Genomic DNA, 13,825 nt, shown 5'->3' with positions numbered 1-13,825 from the left:
CTGCTGAACCACGTCCCAGCATTTTCCGAACAGGCTTGCGGATCTTACTATTGAGTACAATGCGGAGCCTACAGTATGAAACGCACCGTTTCGCCAATATAGGGCCACTTTCGGGGCAAAATCAACGAGGCTGCCAGTGACTCACAAGGGGGACATGCGGTGGACGCTCCAAGGCGGCAAGACGGCCGCCAGAGCGCCTTGGCTCCTGAGTACGCCGCCCAGCCCGACCACATCGCGCCTGGCTCGCGTCGACGTCGCCGGGAATCTCACGAAGCCGTGCTCCGAGCCACGAAAGACCTCCTCAGCGAGGTCGGATACCAGCGGCCAACCTTCGAAGGCATCGCCCGGCGGGCCGGAGTCAGCAAGGCCACCATCTATCGGTGGTGGCCGAACAAGGCCGCACTCGTGATCGAGGCCCTCAGCGGGGGAGTCCCCCTGCCTTCCCTCCCATCCACGAGACCGGCGACCTCGAAGCCGACCTCCGCACGGCCGTCTGTCGCACTATCGAGCTCGTCTCCGCCATGCCCACTTGCCTGATCCTCCCGGCGCTGCTCGCCGACGTGATCGAGGATCCCACCGGCACCGAAGCCTTCGCCGAGCCCATCGAACCCCGCAGCGCGTCGGTCGTCCCCGGCAGCCCCCACACCCCCACAGACCAGCCACACGGAGTCCGGCAACCCGATGGCATCCGCAGGCCAGGTGCATGCAGGCGTCTCCCCCACCCTCGACCCGGGCACACCCCACACCGTCCCGGCCCCCGACTCCGTGGCCGGCCCGCAGGCGACCGGCCCCCGCAACGGCGCCACGGCGCACCACCCATCCCGCACTCCCGCGGCTGCCGCACGGGCCCGGCAGGCCAAGCGCAGGCAGCCTCCGCCGCCGGGAGGCCGGGCACGTCCCCCCACGTCGCAAGGCCGCCCGCATGGAGAACAACTCACCGCGCCCGACCGCTACTACCTCGCCTGGATGCAGTACCAGAGCGAACACGGCACCGAACCCACTGCCGAACAGCTCTCCGCCCACCTCGCCGGCCAAGGACTCCTCGGGCGCGGCCGCCGACCCGTCAGCCCCGCCAACCTGCGCCGCCACTTCCTGCGCTGGCGCGTCCACAACATCTGGGCCGAGCACCGGCGGCACACGCAGTCGCCCTCCAGCGCCGAAGTGGCACTAGAATGCGCGGCCCGTGGCATCACCGGCCAGTACAACCGGCCCGTGACCGCCCGCTACATCACTGACGAAACCCCGGACTTCGAACGCCGCCGACACGCCCTCACCACCCACCACACCCCCATCCACCCATGACACGGCGCCGTATCCACTGCCCCGGGCGTGAGCCTGGCCCGCCTCCTCCACCGGGCCGGATCCGCATGACCGCATCCTGCGTGACAGAGCGCCCCCTGCAGGCCGCCCGCGGCATCAATACTGTTGCGCGGCGTTGCAAATGCCGACGAAGGGGCCGTTCGCGACGTCGACGAATTCCGATGCCGACGCCCCGCCGGTCGCTTTCCCGGCGGGACGTCATCGGCGAGGTGCCGCATTCTTCGGCGAGGTGCCGGTGGTTCAGTCTCAGCAGTCGAACACCGACCAGCAGATGTCGTTCCTCAACCGCTGGTCGTCAAGTACGAGCTCCCGAATCGACTCCGGGAGCTGGTCACGCTGCCACTGGCACTCACGCTGCCCTGCAGCCTCACTCTCGCCATCAGGCGCGGCAGCGCGTACGGCCTTGATCGCATAGGCAGCCGCACCGAGCTCGTGTGCGGCAACTGTGCAACAACCCCGGCCTGGCCCGCGGCGTAGGCGGCACACCGTGCCGCGCCACGCAGATCCCTGGCCGCGCCCATCGCGTGGCCGCCCGCCGCACGGGCTTCCATCATCTTGACCTCGCCACGCACCCAGGCGCGGGCATGCTCGATCGCCTGGCGCGGCCGCGGGTCCTCAGGCCGAGCCGACTCGAACAGGCCAAGAACGTGCTCCGCGCAAGCTGCCGCCCACAGGGCCAGGAGATGGTGGTCCGCATCAGTGAGAGTCCCACCCCGGCGGATCGTCACGAAGCGAGAGTCTCTGACCTTCGGGAGGATCAAGACAGGTATTCCTTCCTGCTGGTATGAAGCGAAGCCTGCAACCCCGCGCCACACATCTGACCCCCTCGGTCACCGACATCACCGAGCACTTCGAGGGCAAGGTGTACTGCGCGGTCGTCCCGGACACCTTCTCCCGACGGTGCGCATCCGCGGCCCGTGGCGTATGCGAGAACGACGCCGACCTGGCAGCTCTCCGTACGGCCCGCAGCGCGGGAGTAGGGATGACCAGCGGCTGACCGACACGCTGCCCCCCGTACCGAGGCGGGACGGCAGACGTCCTGAAACGCGCCGACGCCCCTCCCACATAGCCCGCCCGCTCCCGGCACCTGTCGGGTCTAACCCAGTGGGACCGTGACGTAAGTCTGCCACTCGTACATCTGCCGGTCGCGGTGCAGCACGATCAGCTCGGCACTGGTGATCCGCGCACGGGCGGGCGTGAGATCGAGGCCGGCCAGGGCAGTCGCGACCGGCGCGATCGGCCCGTCACCGGCGCTGTAGGCCACCGATACGTGAGGGGTGAACCTGTCGGCGTGTTCGGGCACTTCGTCGAGGACGTCGCCGATGGCGGTGCGGATGCTGTCGCGTACCCGTCGCACGGCCGTGTCCGGGCGGACGTGCAGCAGGATGGCCTCCGGGTCGATGACGGCCGGGCCGATCTCGGCGTCGAAGGCCGCGACTTCGGCGAGTCGTTCCCCGGCGGCGGCCACGATCCTGTCGACGTCCTTCTCGCTCGTCTCGCCCACAAAGCCGATGCCCTGCATGGTGAGGTGCAGCCACTGATCGGGGATCGGGGCGACGGTCTCTCCCAGCGGGGCGAGAGCAGCCCGGTATTCAGCGGCCAGTCGGTGGACATCGTCCTGTCCCTCGAAGGTGAGGTGCCAGGTGTAGAAGTGGCGGCCCACACTCCAACCGGGCCGCCACCATCAGTGATTCCGCATTGTCTCGGTGTCCGATGTCATGGCCGCGATCCAATCAGGCGACACCGCCCCCCTGGCGAGAGCGCGAGATGTCGAGGAGCGGAGCCGAGACAGAAGGCTTCGATCGCACCGCAGACCTGCCCCGACGACGCGAGCCTGCCCTGGTCATCAACCAGCTCGTACAGCCGCTGCGTGACCGGGGCAAGGCAGTTGCGGCTCGGTCCGCGACCGAGGGTGGGAGTCGCTTCGTCTCGGGGGCAGCTGATCCGGGATGTGCGACGACCGTTGACCAGCACGGGGGCGTTGTGATGGGCGGCGCCCGGTCGGGATATTCGATGGTCGCCGCTTATTAACGGTGGTCATACTGCCGCGATGAATCCAGTGACGCTTGAAACCGACCGTCTGGTGCTGCGGGCCTTCACACCTGCCGACGTGGATGCGGTGTACGAAGCCTGCCAGGACGAGGACATCCAGTTCTACACCCCGGTGCCGGTGCCGTATCGGCGTGCGGACGCGGAGGAGCTCGTCGGCGAGAAGCTGCCCGCTCAGTGGGCCGAGGACAGGGACTACACTCTCGGCGCGTTCCGCAAGGACACCGGCGCTCTGGTCGGCTCGTACTGCCTGACCCTCGTCAGCCGAGGCGTTTGGGAGCTCGGGTACTGGGCGGTCAAGGAACAGCGCGGACACGGGTACTCGGTGGAGGCCGCTCGGGCCTTGTGCGACTGGGGCTAAGCCATCCTCGACGTCCACCGCATTGAGTGGTGGGCCATGGCCGGGAACACCGGCTCGCGTGCCGTCGCCGAGAAACTTGGCTTCACCGTCGAAGGGACACTGCGCGATCGCGGCATCGCCAACGACGGCAAGCCGCACGACTGGTGGGTGGGCGCACTGCTGAGGCCCTGATACTCGGGCCGATGCTCGGCCAGCCGCTTTTGCTCGCCTGCAGGACAGTTCCCGGCCCGGACGGTTCCCGCACAAGAGCCCCACCATTGATCACCGGCAGACAGCCCTGACGTGGCAGTGGCCGCACGGGCTCTTCGAATGTGGCCAAGAAGCGGGCCAGGGCGACCTTGACCCACACCCAACACCCTGTCCAAGGCCTACTCCGAAGCCAGCTACTTCGGAGCGCAACGTGCGCACCATCGACGTCCTGGTCGACGGCGACGCTGCGGCCGGTAAGCCCTGGCAGCACTACGACCGCGGACACGGCTACTGCAGCTGCACCTTCATCGAGCAATGCCAGCACCGCATGGCCTGCGCACGCTGCGACTTCTACACTCCATAGGAATCCACGCGATCCCAACTGCTGCAAGCCAAAGGCAACTTGCAGAAGATGGCTGCGTCCATCCCGCTGACCGACGATGAGCAGGCAGCCGTCGAGGACGGCCAGGCGGCCCTGGACCGGCTACTCGACCGCCTTGCCGACACACCCACTCCGGCCGGCCCTGCACCCAGCCACTCGGCAACCTTCGCCGCTCTTGACTCCCTGCGCCCCAACAGAACTACCAGCAAGACCGATCGGAGTGGGTACCTGGGTGTTCCGCGATCGCCCTGGAACGCGACCGGCTCACCCTTGTGGTTCGACCTCGCCGTCTCCCTCGTGAAGGTGACCGACGACGCCAGCCTGACCAACCTCGCCGCCGACGGCTGTGGCTCCACTTGGAGGTCGATTGCTTCCTTCGTTTCATCCCGTAATGCGGATTTGATCCGATGATGTCGGGTCGCGCCAGGAGATGGTGGCTTCGCCGGTGAGGCGACGGGCCATCAGGTCGGTCATGGCCAGGTGGATCACGGCTTCGGAGCGGGCCGGGAGGGTCTCGTAGTCGCGGGCCAGTCGGCGGTGGAGCATCAGCCAGTCGTAGGTCCGCTCGACCGCCCACCGCTTCGGTATCGGGGTGAATCCCCTGGTCCCGCGGCTTCGTCGGCCTCGACGACGGCGGCCCCGATGCCGACCCAGCCGTGATCACCGGCTACGAGAAGCCGGGGGGCAAGAAGCTCCCGCCCGCGAAACAGCTGGTCAACCATGATCGCGGCGGAACGGGCGGTGTGTGAGAACGCCTTCGCGCATCTCAAGAACTGGCACGTGCTGACCGAGCTCCGCCTCGACCTGAAGTGGGCCACCCGACTCGTCCGGGCGCTGCTGGTCCTCAACCAGCACGAGATCAGCAGGTGACCGACGATCTTCACAACAGACCGGCTGGGTCCCCTTCGTTGAGTTGCTCGGCGAGGCGCCGACAACGGGCGATCGGTCACCCGGAGCCGCTTGGGCCCGAACGCGGCGCTGGTGGTAAGGGACGGGCTGGCCGGACACCGGGCGTCGCTCGCTCAAGCGGGGAAGTGTCTCCATGTGCCCTCAGAGACGACCTCCAGCGCACCGTCGACCACCGTGATGGCGGTGTCATCGTCGATCGCATACGCCGGATTCGGGAGACCGGTCGCCCACTTCTCCGCCTCGGCCATGCTGTTCTCCGGCAGGTCGACGTGATCCACGTGCGGGAAGATCGAGAAGTCGACGAGGCCCAGCGCGCTGTCGTCGCCGGTGGGCGCCTTCCACTCGACGAAGTACTCCCCGATGCGGGGTGTCATCACCATGCTCCCGGCGCTGAGCCCCACCCAGACCTTCTCGGGCAGCGACGGCAGGAAGTCCGCCAGCCCGGACTGCCGCATCCAGTGGGCCAGATACAGCGCATCGCCGCCGTTCACCAGCAGGACGTCCGTCTCCTGGACCCACGGGATCCAACGCTCTTCACCGATGGTGGGCAGCGCGGTCAGCTCCAGCACCCCCAAGGACTTCCACCCCAGGTCGCACATAGGCAGGCGGGACTGTCCGCTGATGAAACGCCAGGCCCCAGCCGGGCTGCCCATCGGGTGCCCGTACCCCGCAGTGGGGATGCACAGGGCATCGGACTCGGCGATCGGCTTGCCCAGCAGCTGCACAAGCGCGTCCTGGATGCTCGCGTTGGTAATACCCGCCGATGTGAGAAGAAGCTTCAAGATGACTCCGATGCGAACGCGATGGAACGGTCTGACAGGTAGACCGGAGGCCATCACAAAACTCATCGTTGTGACGCGGCAAGACTTCTGCACCGGCAAAACCACCTCGCCCGACGAGGTCGGCCGCGGCCTGCTGATTCGTGCCGCCCTCCGCGCAACGCAGCACGATCTTGGCCCGCAACGCGAGGAACTGAGCGGCCCTGGCCTGTCGTGCCCACTGCTGCAGCTGCCTGCGCTCAGCATCGTCGAGGACCAAGTCGGCCTTCGGCCGGCCGATCCAGCCCGCGTCCTCAAGCCCCGCCATCCGCTCTGCGGCGAAGGCCCGACGCCACTTGCCGACCGTTTTCGCCTGGACACCGACGAGCCGTGCGACACCCGCGTTCGACATGCCCTCAGCACACGCCAGAATGATGCGGGCCTTCTCAGTCGAACGCCGGTGCGGCAATGCCGTCCGACGCACCAACTCGGCACGTTCGGCCTCGGACAGCGTGATCGCCACAGTAGAAGGCCCGGGATGCGACATGCCAACCGGGTGGTGACGAACCTTCAGGGTTTCTGGCGCATCACACTGGTGCCGTAGGAGGCAACGTTTGCCCTGTAATCGCCTGGGGCGTCAGCTCGTGCTGAGTGGTGCGCTCTCCTCAGCGTCGAGCTGGTGGTCCGCCCAGATGTAGCTTTCGGGAAGCAGGTCGGTGACGGTCACCATCCGGAGGCCGTCGCTTGTCCCGACGATGACCTTCAGGGCTGGGAAGTAGTCAAGGAGGACCTGGCGGCAGCGGCCGCATGGGGGCACGACGCCTCGGTCGCGGTCGCCCACGGCGACGATGGTGTCCAGGTCGTAGGCGCCCTGGGCGGCAGTAGCGCCGATGAGGACCAGCTCCGCGCAGGGGCCTCCGGTGAAGTGGTAGGCATTCACCGCGGTGATGATCTGGCCGTCTCGGGCGCGGGCCGCAGCCGCCATGGTGTGGTTGTCGCCCCGGCAGCGTGTGGCGGCGACGTGCGCCGCTGCCCGGATCAGCTCGTGGTCGACGCGGTCGGTCTGTGTGGTCATCTTCTCTGCCTTCATGCGGTTCAGGCAACGTTGGTCCTGTCGACGACGGCGCGCAGGCACCGGTCGTCGGCGTGGCGGTTTCGCCAGATGATGTAGCGGCAGATCATGCTGCCCTGCTCCTTGTGGCCGGCGTGGTCGGTGCCATCGAGGGTGAAGTAGCGCAGGGCCGTGAACTGGGCTTCTATGCGGTTGAGCCAGGAGCTGTTGGTCGGGGTGTAGGCGATCTCGACATTGTTCGCTGCTGCCCAGGTGCCGACCCGCTGACACTTCTTTGTGGTCAGGTGCGGGGAATAGTTGTCACAGACAATCGCAATACGGACTGGGGATGGGTAGAGGGTGCGTAGGTAGCGGCAGAACTCCAGGAATTGGGTGCGCTTCTTGACCGGCTTGATGTGGCCGTAGAGCTTGTCCTTGGCCAGGTCCAGGGCGGCGAACAGGTGCCGTACTCCGCCGTAGCGGTTGTAGGTCGCCCGCCGCCTGCGGCGAGGTTCGCGGTCGGCCGCGACGCGCCCGCCGCCCTGCGGTTCCTGGCGAAGCACGTGCTCGCGCCACTGGCACCCCTGATCAAGTACTGGAGTACCCCCAAGCGCGCCGGTCGCCTGCTCGCCGGGACGTTGACGAGCCCCTCACACCGTTCGGGGTGTACTACGACGAGAGAGGCAAGCCCATGCTGGGCTCCACCCAGGTGCGCGACGCCGCGTTCAGCGACCGCGTGGTCCTCGAGACCCGCGCCCTGCTCGCCCGGATCCCCAGCGACACCCTCTGATGCCGCGCCTTCCAAGGTCCCGGGAGCTTCTACGTCCGCCGGCTCGGCGACTGAAAGGGCATCGTGGTGGCGGAGACGATGTCCCCGAAGCTCATGCGGACGTTCGGCCAGGTCTGTGGCAACACCCTCGCCCGCGTGCACGCGCGCTCCGGGGACCGGATCGCGATCGCCGCCTGCCTGGGCGGCGGCGACGCGTTCGACCGGGCACTCGCGGCGTTCGCGGAGGCGCAACGCCGACCAGAACGAACGCGACCACCAGGCTCTGGTGACCGCGGTGCGCGCAGACCGGCTGCCCGCGGAGGAACTGCCAAAGGCCCAGCCGGGCACGTGACCACGGACGCGGACGCACGGTGCGAGCCGGGTACCCCGCTGCTGCTCCCGCCGGTGGGAGCAGCAGCCGATCGGGGCGGTGTCGCACCAGGTGGAGCCGGAGGTGCCGGTCGTCCGTCCGGTGTGCGTGGCGGATCAGGCCGCCGCTGCGCCGAGGAGTTCGCCGATGCGGGCCTCCACGGCGGGCGTCAGTTCGGTCAGGGCATAGGTGGTGGGCCACATGGCGCCGTCGTCGAGGTGCGCTTGGTCGCTGAAGCCGAGCGTGGCGTACCGGGTCTTGAACTTCGCCGCGCTCTGGAAGAAGCAGACGACCTTGCCGTCCCTGGCGTACGCGGGCATGCCATACCAGAGCTTGGGGGTGAGGTCCGGGGCGGCGGACCGGATGATCTCGTGGAGGCGTCCGGCGAGGGCGCGGTCGGTGTCCGTCATCTCGGCGATCTTCGCCAAAACGTCCCTCTCGGCGTCCGCCTGGGCCGTGCGCGGGCTGCGGCGCGCGGCGGTCTTCAGTTCCCGGGCGTGGTCCTTCATCGCCTCGCGTTCCTCGGCGCTGAAGCCGTCGTACGTCGTGCCGGCCGTCGCTCCGCGGCGGGCGGGCTTCTGCGTGTTCGTCATCGTGGCTCTCCTCGGTGTATCGGGTGTGCTCAGGGGTGATCGGGGGGTCTCGCGGCCGGGTCAGCCGAGCCAGCGGCCGTCGCGCATGAGGTCGCGTCCGGGCAGTTCGTCGGCCTCGCGCCAGGCCTGGACGCGGCGCGGGGTGACGCGGAACCAGCGGTACGGCGTGTTCTGCGCGCGGGGGTCGAAGCCGGTGCGTGCGGCGAAGCGTTCCGCCTGCTGTCGCGGCGGCGCATCGGGTTCGAGGACTTCGACGTCGCCGTCGATCACCGTGACGTCGCGGGTGGGACCGAGTGCCAGCCGGGTGGTCCGGCAGGCGGTCAGGTTGCGGCCGGTCGGGCTGGCGGCCGGGGTGGCCATCAGCAGCGTTTCGCCGTCCCAGTCGAAGGACAGCGGCACCAGGTACGGCGTGCCGTCGGCCGAGGCGCTGGCCACCCAGACGTCGACGTCGTGGGTGAGGCGGTGCTCGGTGTCGCGGCGTCGCACCGCTTGGGAGCGGGGTCCGGCGTTCACCGGGCGGGCCAGGCGACGGTGTGCGGCACGGCGGCGCCGTGCCGGGCGAACGAGCGGGTCATGGTCGCTCCCATGGTGGTGGATCAGGGCCAACCCCTGTGTGTCGCACCGGGGTTGACCGGCGTGCTCACAGCCTCCCGCGGGCGGGGTGGGGGCGCCTCCGTGCCGACCACGGAGAGCACCACGGATAATGACCCCGTGTCCACTGACGTGATCTCGGCTCGGGAATCCGAAGTGCTCGCGCTGCTCGGGGAGCACCTCAGCAACGCGGAGATCTCCGAGCGGCTGTTCATCTCCGTCCGCACCGTGGAGTCGCATGTCTCCGCGCTGCTGCGCAAGCTGGCGCTGCCGGACCGACGGGCGCTGTCCCGGCGAGCGGCGGAGTCCGCCCGTGCGGGGCGCCCCCGCCCGGCGCCGGTGCTGCCGGAAACGCTCACAGCGTTCGTCGGGCGCGTGCGGGAGCGCGCGGAGCTGACGGCGGCGGTGGGATCGCGTCGGCTGGTGACGGCGGTCGGTCCCGGTGGGGTGGGGAAGACCAGGCTGGCGTTGGCGGTGGCACGTCAGGCTGCCGAGGCCGGTGTCTTCGCCGACGGAGTGTGGTTCGTCGATCTGGCCCCGGTCGCCGACGCGCAGCGGGTGGGGGCGGCGGTCGCGGCGGCGGTGGGTGTGGGCGAGCAGCCGGGTCTCGGTGTCGACGAGGCGGTCCTGGCCGCGCTGGCGGATCGCGGGGCGCTGCTGGTGCTGGACAACTGCGAGCAGATACGCGACGGGGTGGCGCCGTTCGTGGAGCGGCTGCTGGTGGCCTGCCCCGGCGTGCGGGTGCTGGCGACGAGCCGGGCCCGGATGATGGTGCCGTTCGAGTGGGTTTTCCCGGTTCCGCCGTTGTCGTGGGACGGCGGGGGCGAGTCGGAGGCCGTGGCGTTGTTCGTGGAACGGGCGGCGGCGGTCGGGCCGGTGCCGGATCCGTCCGTGTTCGACGAGATCTCGGCCGTCTGTGAGCGGCTGGGCGGGATGGCGCTGGCGATCGAGCTGGCGGCGGCGCGGTGGCCGACCCTCGGACCGGACGGTCTGGCCGCCGGGCTCGGCGACCAATTGGGGATCCTGGCCGGGGGGCCGCGCGCGGAGGACCGGCACCGGTCGGTGCGGGCGGCCCTGGACTGGAGTCACGACCTGCTGGAGCCGCGGGACCGGGCGCTGTTGCGCCGGATCTCGGTGTTCGTCCTGCCGTTCACCGCCGAGGCGGCCGCCTCGGCGGCGGCCTTCGCCCCGCTGGATCCGGTCGCGGTCGCCGACGGGCTCGGCAGGCTCGCCGAACAGAGCCTGCTCACCGCGACACCGTCGGCGGCCGGCACCCGGTACCACGCTCTGGAGACGATCCGGCAGTACGGGACGGAACGGCTCGCCCACGCCGGTGAACTGGTGGACGTGCGGTCCCGCCACCTGGGCTGGTGCCTGGCCGCTGCGACGGCCCTTGCGGACGGTGACGGCACGGATCGGCGCGGGCAGTTCGACGCGGTGGCGGAGGACCTGCGGTCGGCCCTGGCCTGGGCCGTGGACCGGCCCGAGCACCAGGTGGACGCCCACCGTCTCGCGCTGTCCCTGGCCGGACTGGCGTTCACCGGCAACCTGCTCGGTGAGGCCCAGCAGCGGTTCGAGCAGGCGGCCGCGCTCGCCGGTGCCGCGGCAGGGGCCGCCGCGTTGCGGGAGGCGGCGGGGGTGGCCGGTTGCCGCAGGCTCGGCGACGACATGTTCCGTCTGCACCTCGCCGCCGCCGAGGTCGCCCGCGGCGCCGGTGACACCGTCGCGGCGGGCCGTGATCTGGCGGCCGCCGCCACTGTGGCTTATCGCTTCTCCAGCGAGTTCGCGCTGGTGCCGACCGTGGACGAGGTGTCCGGCGTGCTCGCGACGGCGCGAGAGCTGTCCGGCGACGGTGACCCGGCGGGCGAGGCGGCCGTCGCACTGGCCGAGGCGGCCGTGCTCGCGGACGCGTTCGGCGCCGTGCAGGGGGCTGCCGACAACACCGCGGAGCGCACGGTCCGGTACGCGGAACGGGCGGTCGCACTCGCGCGCGCGGCCGGTGACCCGGTGGGCGAGTCCGCGGCCCTCGACGCGCTCTCCGGCGCCCGGACCTGGTCCGGTGACTCCTTCGGCGCCGCGGATGCCGCCCGCCGCCGGATCGGCCTCCTGGCGTCGGTGCCGCATGGGCCGGCCGCCACGCACGAGCTGATGGACGCCCTCGCCATGGCCGCCGGCACCGCCCTGGGCGTCGGGAATCTGGCCCAGGCCCGCGAGTGGGGCGTTCAACTGGCCGACCAGCCACTGTTCGCCGAGGTGCGCCACCACGCCACGTCCTGGCTCCTGGTCACGAACGCCTTCGCGGGCGACGCCAACGCCGTACTCACCGGTGGCGAGAGGTTCCTCGACGCATGGCAGCACAGCGGCCGGCAGCGGTCGTTCTCGCTCGGTCCCGCCGCCGCGTCCGTCGCGATGATCCACGGCCTGCGCGGCGACCACGACGCCCGGGCGGCCTGGCTCGCGATCGTCGGGCAGGCCGGTACCGCGTCGGAGCACCACCACGGCTACGGCGCGGTGTTCGACGCCATGGTGCTGCTGCACCACGGTGACGCCGAGGCGGCCCTGGAGCGGCTCGCGCCGGAGCCGGAGCGGGTGTGGAAGTGGATCTCCTGGATATGGCTGCACTGGTACACGGCGTTGCGGGCCGAGGCCTCGGTACTCGCCGGGCATCCGGCTGCCGGGGAGCGCGTGGAGGCCGGGCTCCGTCTGGTCGCCGGCAACCCGGTCGCCGGCGCCCAACTGCAGCGCGCGCGGGCACTGCTGGAGGGCGACATGACGCGGCAGCTCGCCACCGCCGCGGCATTCGACGCGTCCGGCTGCCACTACCAGGCGGCACGCACGCTGCTGCTTGCCGGAAACGGCCATGCCGCCGCCGGGACGGCGGCACTCGCCGCCCTGGGCCTCGCTCCCGGGGCCCGGTGAACGCTGCGCCGGACCTGCCTGCGCCCGGAAGCGCTGCCGTGCGCCGACGGCACCGGCCGCGGCACGCTCTCGCCGGGCGGAACCTGCCGGCTGCGGTACCGACTACGCGTGACGAGCACCCGTCCGTCGCGGCGCGAGCCGGTCCTTCGTCAGCGGGAGCAGATCACGGTGACGAGGGTGAAGGAGGCGAAAAGGGGGCCTTCGCAGAGGGAGGCGAATCAGCGGCGGCCGCGTGGCTCGTCGATGTGGCCGTCTCGGATGCCTCGTTGCACGTTGCGGCCGAGTCCCAGGGCGTCATCCGCGTCGAGGAAGACCGCTGTGGTGGCCCGCACCGTCTCGACGGCGAAGCCCGATCTCTCCGCAAGACGGGCGAGGCTGCGTCCGATGGTGGCGTGACGGACCACTTCGAACGTGGTGGAGCGGGTGAACGCGCGGCTGGTGTCGAAATCTTCGGCATCGACCGCCATGGTGTCCCAGTCCGGCTCGGCCAGGCCGACGCGTGCTCCGGGCCGGGCGGCCCGATGGAGCTGTTGCAGCACAGCGGCCGGGTCGGTGACGTGCATGAGCATCCGGTCGATCTTGGCCCCGTCCACCGTGCCGGGCGCGACGGCGAGGGCATCCGCTTCGCGGAGGTGGACCGCCGGCAGGTCGCCGGTGCGTCGCCGGGTCGCGGTCCACGCCGATCACCATGCCGCTCGCCCGACGCACAGTCTCTCGCTCCGGCTGCCACACTCCATTTCTGCTTTCAGCAGCCGCTGGTTCTCGCCCCGCAGCCGGGCCGACTCCTTGGCCGGACTCTGCACGCTGCTGTCCGACGGCTGGGGCACAAACCGAGCGGTGTCCTTGCCGAGTCGCGTGCGCAGTGTCTCTCAGTGATCCCGGGATCCGCGGCCGCCGCCGCATACGTGCGCCTGCCGCCGGACGCGCGGTCCAGCGCGAGCGTCCTTCCGGAACTCCTGCGGATACGGAGGGGCGTCTCACCTGGACATCCCTTTCTGGACCGCCACGATCCACTGTCAGGGTGTCCCCTGCAGAGGATCAGCCTCAGCCGCCCAGGGGGCCGGATGGGTGGACGTGGCCGTTCGAGCATGCCGTTGCTGAGGCTGTAGTCAGGCTTCGGCAATTCGGGCATTTCGGCCCGGATGGTCCGTCGCATCACCAGAGCATCAGGGGCTCGGTTTGAGGACGGTCTCTCGTTTCCGTCCGCCGCTGTGGCGGCAGGGTTGCGCCACCTGCCCGCCCCGCCTCCGCCTGGCGGCGAGGGCGGGTGGCGCGGGTCTTACGGTCGGCTCCGCGAGGTTTCGACACCGCCAGGTCGGTGTCCTGGTCTCCGGCCACTCCGGTACCAGTCATGCAGGCTGCCGCGAGTGCGGCGAGGTCGAGCGCGGCGCCTGCGTCCCGGTCGATGACCAGGTGGCAGACGTCGCATCCGTAGGTCCGGACGTGCAGCGGCAGCTTGACTTCCACCGCGCCGCACCCGGAACAGGCCTTCGAGGAGGGGCACCAGCGGTCGGCGACCACCATGCGGGTGGCATGCCGCTGGCGCATCTTGTAGGCGAGCTGT

Annotated in this window: 17 protein-coding genes and 5 pseudogenes; 11 read left to right on the top strand and 11 right to left on the bottom strand. The window is 70.1% G+C overall.

What is annotated here, in order from left to right; genetic code table 11:
- Positions 1 to 159 precede the first annotated feature (159 nt).
- Positions 160 to 537, top strand: a complete 378-nt coding sequence (locus ACZ7OY_RS41650) for a TetR/AcrR family transcriptional regulator (RefSeq protein ID WP_472250729.1) — start codon at positions 160 to 162, stop codon at positions 535 to 537.
- A 144-nt stretch (positions 538 to 681) separates the two neighbouring features.
- Positions 682 to 1,302 (top strand): hypothetical protein, encoded by a 621-nt coding sequence (locus ACZ7OY_RS41645; protein ID WP_472250728.1) that lies wholly within the window; start codon positions 682 to 684, stop codon positions 1,300 to 1,302.
- A 264-nt stretch (positions 1,303 to 1,566) separates the two neighbouring features.
- On the opposite strand, the pseudogene ACZ7OY_RS41640 reads toward ACZ7OY_RS41645, so the two are convergent.
- Positions 1,567 to 2,081, bottom strand: a pseudogene (locus ACZ7OY_RS41640) (putative immunity protein).
- Positions 2,082 to 2,104: 23 nt separating this feature from the next.
- Here ACZ7OY_RS41640 and ACZ7OY_RS41635 point away from each other — a divergent pair.
- The gene (locus ACZ7OY_RS41635; RefSeq protein WP_472250727.1) at positions 2,105 to 2,317 is read left to right on the top strand and encodes a hypothetical protein; all 213 of its coding nucleotides are present in this window, start codon (positions 2,105 to 2,107) and stop codon (positions 2,315 to 2,317) included.
- A 99-nt stretch (positions 2,318 to 2,416) separates the two neighbouring features.
- On the opposite strand, the gene ACZ7OY_RS41630 is transcribed toward ACZ7OY_RS41635, so the two are convergent.
- Positions 2,417 to 2,983, bottom strand: coding sequence for a 2'-5' RNA ligase family protein (locus tag ACZ7OY_RS41630; protein WP_472250726.1), 567 nt, complete (start codon positions 2,981 to 2,983; stop codon positions 2,417 to 2,419).
- Between the two features lie 387 nt (positions 2,984 to 3,370).
- Here ACZ7OY_RS41630 and ACZ7OY_RS41625 point away from each other — a divergent pair, with 387 nt between their 5' ends.
- The 4 genes from ACZ7OY_RS41625 (at position 3,371) to ACZ7OY_RS41610 (ending at position 4,712) form a co-directional block, all read left to right on the top strand.
- Entirely contained in the window at positions 3,371 to 3,730 is a 360-nt protein-coding gene (locus ACZ7OY_RS41625) for a GNAT family N-acetyltransferase (RefSeq protein WP_472250725.1), read from the top strand.
- 36 nt (positions 3,731 to 3,766) lie between these two features.
- Positions 3,767 to 3,901 (top strand): GNAT family N-acetyltransferase, encoded by a 135-nt coding sequence (locus ACZ7OY_RS41620; RefSeq protein WP_472250724.1) that lies wholly within the window; start codon positions 3,767 to 3,769, stop codon positions 3,899 to 3,901.
- A gap of 229 nt (positions 3,902 to 4,130) precedes the next feature.
- Positions 4,131 to 4,283, top strand: a complete 153-nt coding sequence (locus ACZ7OY_RS41615) for a hypothetical protein (RefSeq protein ID WP_472250723.1) — start codon at positions 4,131 to 4,133, stop codon at positions 4,281 to 4,283.
- A 48-nt stretch (positions 4,284 to 4,331) separates the two neighbouring features.
- Complete coding sequence (locus ACZ7OY_RS41610) at positions 4,332 to 4,712, top strand: hypothetical protein (RefSeq protein WP_472250722.1); 381 nt, start codon at positions 4,332 to 4,334, stop codon at positions 4,710 to 4,712.
- Here ACZ7OY_RS41610 and ACZ7OY_RS41605 read toward each other — a convergent pair.
- Positions 4,683 to 4,919 (bottom strand): annotated as a pseudogene (locus ACZ7OY_RS41605) (transposase); the annotation flags it as partial. The gene ACZ7OY_RS41610 and the pseudogene ACZ7OY_RS41605 sit on opposite strands and share 30 nt — an antisense overlap.
- A gap of 123 nt (positions 4,920 to 5,042) precedes the next feature.
- Here ACZ7OY_RS41605 and ACZ7OY_RS41600 point away from each other — a divergent pair.
- The gene (locus ACZ7OY_RS41600; RefSeq protein WP_472250721.1) at positions 5,043 to 5,171 is read left to right on the top strand and encodes a hypothetical protein; all 129 of its coding nucleotides are present in this window, start codon (positions 5,043 to 5,045) and stop codon (positions 5,169 to 5,171) included.
- 152 nt (positions 5,172 to 5,323) lie between these two features.
- On the opposite strand, the gene ACZ7OY_RS41595 is transcribed toward ACZ7OY_RS41600, so the two are convergent.
- From ACZ7OY_RS41595 to ACZ7OY_RS41580, 4 genes and pseudogenes are all read right to left on the bottom strand, one after another.
- Positions 5,324 to 5,992: a Type 1 glutamine amidotransferase-like domain-containing protein gene (locus ACZ7OY_RS41595; protein WP_472250747.1), complete on the bottom strand. Its 669-nt coding sequence runs from the start codon at positions 5,990 to 5,992 to the stop codon at positions 5,324 to 5,326.
- A 319-nt stretch (positions 5,993 to 6,311) separates the two neighbouring features.
- A pseudogene (locus ACZ7OY_RS41590) lies at positions 6,312 to 6,380 on the bottom strand (hypothetical protein); the annotation flags it as partial.
- Between the two features lie 225 nt (positions 6,381 to 6,605).
- On the bottom strand, positions 6,606 to 7,043 hold the full coding sequence (locus tag ACZ7OY_RS41585; RefSeq protein WP_472250720.1) for a cytidine/deoxycytidylate deaminase family protein: 438 nt from the start codon (positions 7,041 to 7,043) through the stop codon (positions 6,606 to 6,608).
- A 20-nt stretch (positions 7,044 to 7,063) separates the two neighbouring features.
- Positions 7,064 to 7,543, bottom strand: a pseudogene (locus ACZ7OY_RS41580) (transposase); the annotation flags it as partial.
- A 140-nt stretch (positions 7,544 to 7,683) separates the two neighbouring features.
- On the opposite strand from ACZ7OY_RS41580, the gene ACZ7OY_RS41575 reads away from it, so the two are divergent.
- Positions 7,684 to 7,809, top strand: coding sequence for a hypothetical protein (locus ACZ7OY_RS41575; RefSeq protein ID WP_472250719.1), 126 nt, complete (start codon positions 7,684 to 7,686; stop codon positions 7,807 to 7,809).
- A gap of 27 nt (positions 7,810 to 7,836) precedes the next feature.
- Positions 7,837 to 8,140, top strand: a pseudogene (locus ACZ7OY_RS41570) (DUF2252 family protein); the annotation flags it as partial.
- Positions 8,141 to 8,274: 134 nt separating this feature from the next.
- Here ACZ7OY_RS41570 and ACZ7OY_RS41565 read toward each other — a convergent pair.
- Entirely contained in the window at positions 8,275 to 8,751 is a 477-nt protein-coding gene (locus ACZ7OY_RS41565; RefSeq protein ID WP_472250718.1) for an iron chaperone, read from the bottom strand.
- A gap of 60 nt (positions 8,752 to 8,811) precedes the next feature.
- The gene (locus ACZ7OY_RS41560) at positions 8,812 to 9,264 is read right to left on the bottom strand and encodes a pyridoxamine 5'-phosphate oxidase family protein (protein ID WP_472250717.1); all 453 of its coding nucleotides are present in this window, start codon (positions 9,262 to 9,264) and stop codon (positions 8,812 to 8,814) included.
- A 198-nt stretch (positions 9,265 to 9,462) separates the two neighbouring features.
- Between ACZ7OY_RS41560 and ACZ7OY_RS41555 the strand changes: the two genes are divergently transcribed.
- A complete protein-coding gene (locus ACZ7OY_RS41555) occupies positions 9,463 to 12,261 on the top strand; it encodes an ATP-binding protein (protein ID WP_472250716.1) in 2,799 nt (932 codons plus the stop codon).
- A gap of 218 nt (positions 12,262 to 12,479) precedes the next feature.
- Here ACZ7OY_RS41555 and ACZ7OY_RS41550 read toward each other — a convergent pair whose 3' ends face one another.
- Both ACZ7OY_RS41550 and ACZ7OY_RS41545 read right to left on the bottom strand, forming a co-directional pair.
- Entirely contained in the window at positions 12,480 to 12,830 is a 351-nt protein-coding gene (locus ACZ7OY_RS41550; RefSeq protein WP_472250715.1) for a methyltransferase domain-containing protein, read from the bottom strand.
- A gap of 586 nt (positions 12,831 to 13,416) precedes the next feature.
- Entirely contained in the window at positions 13,417 to 13,785 is a 369-nt protein-coding gene (locus tag ACZ7OY_RS41545) for a zinc ribbon domain-containing protein (protein ID WP_472250714.1), read from the bottom strand.
- Between the last annotated feature and the right edge of the window lie 40 nt (positions 13,786 to 13,825).

This window comes from Streptomyces sp. NPDC107559 (assembly GCF_055657365.1).
The sequence above is the reverse complement of the archived record's forward strand: the minus strand, read 5'-3'. Positions and strand labels throughout refer to the sequence as shown.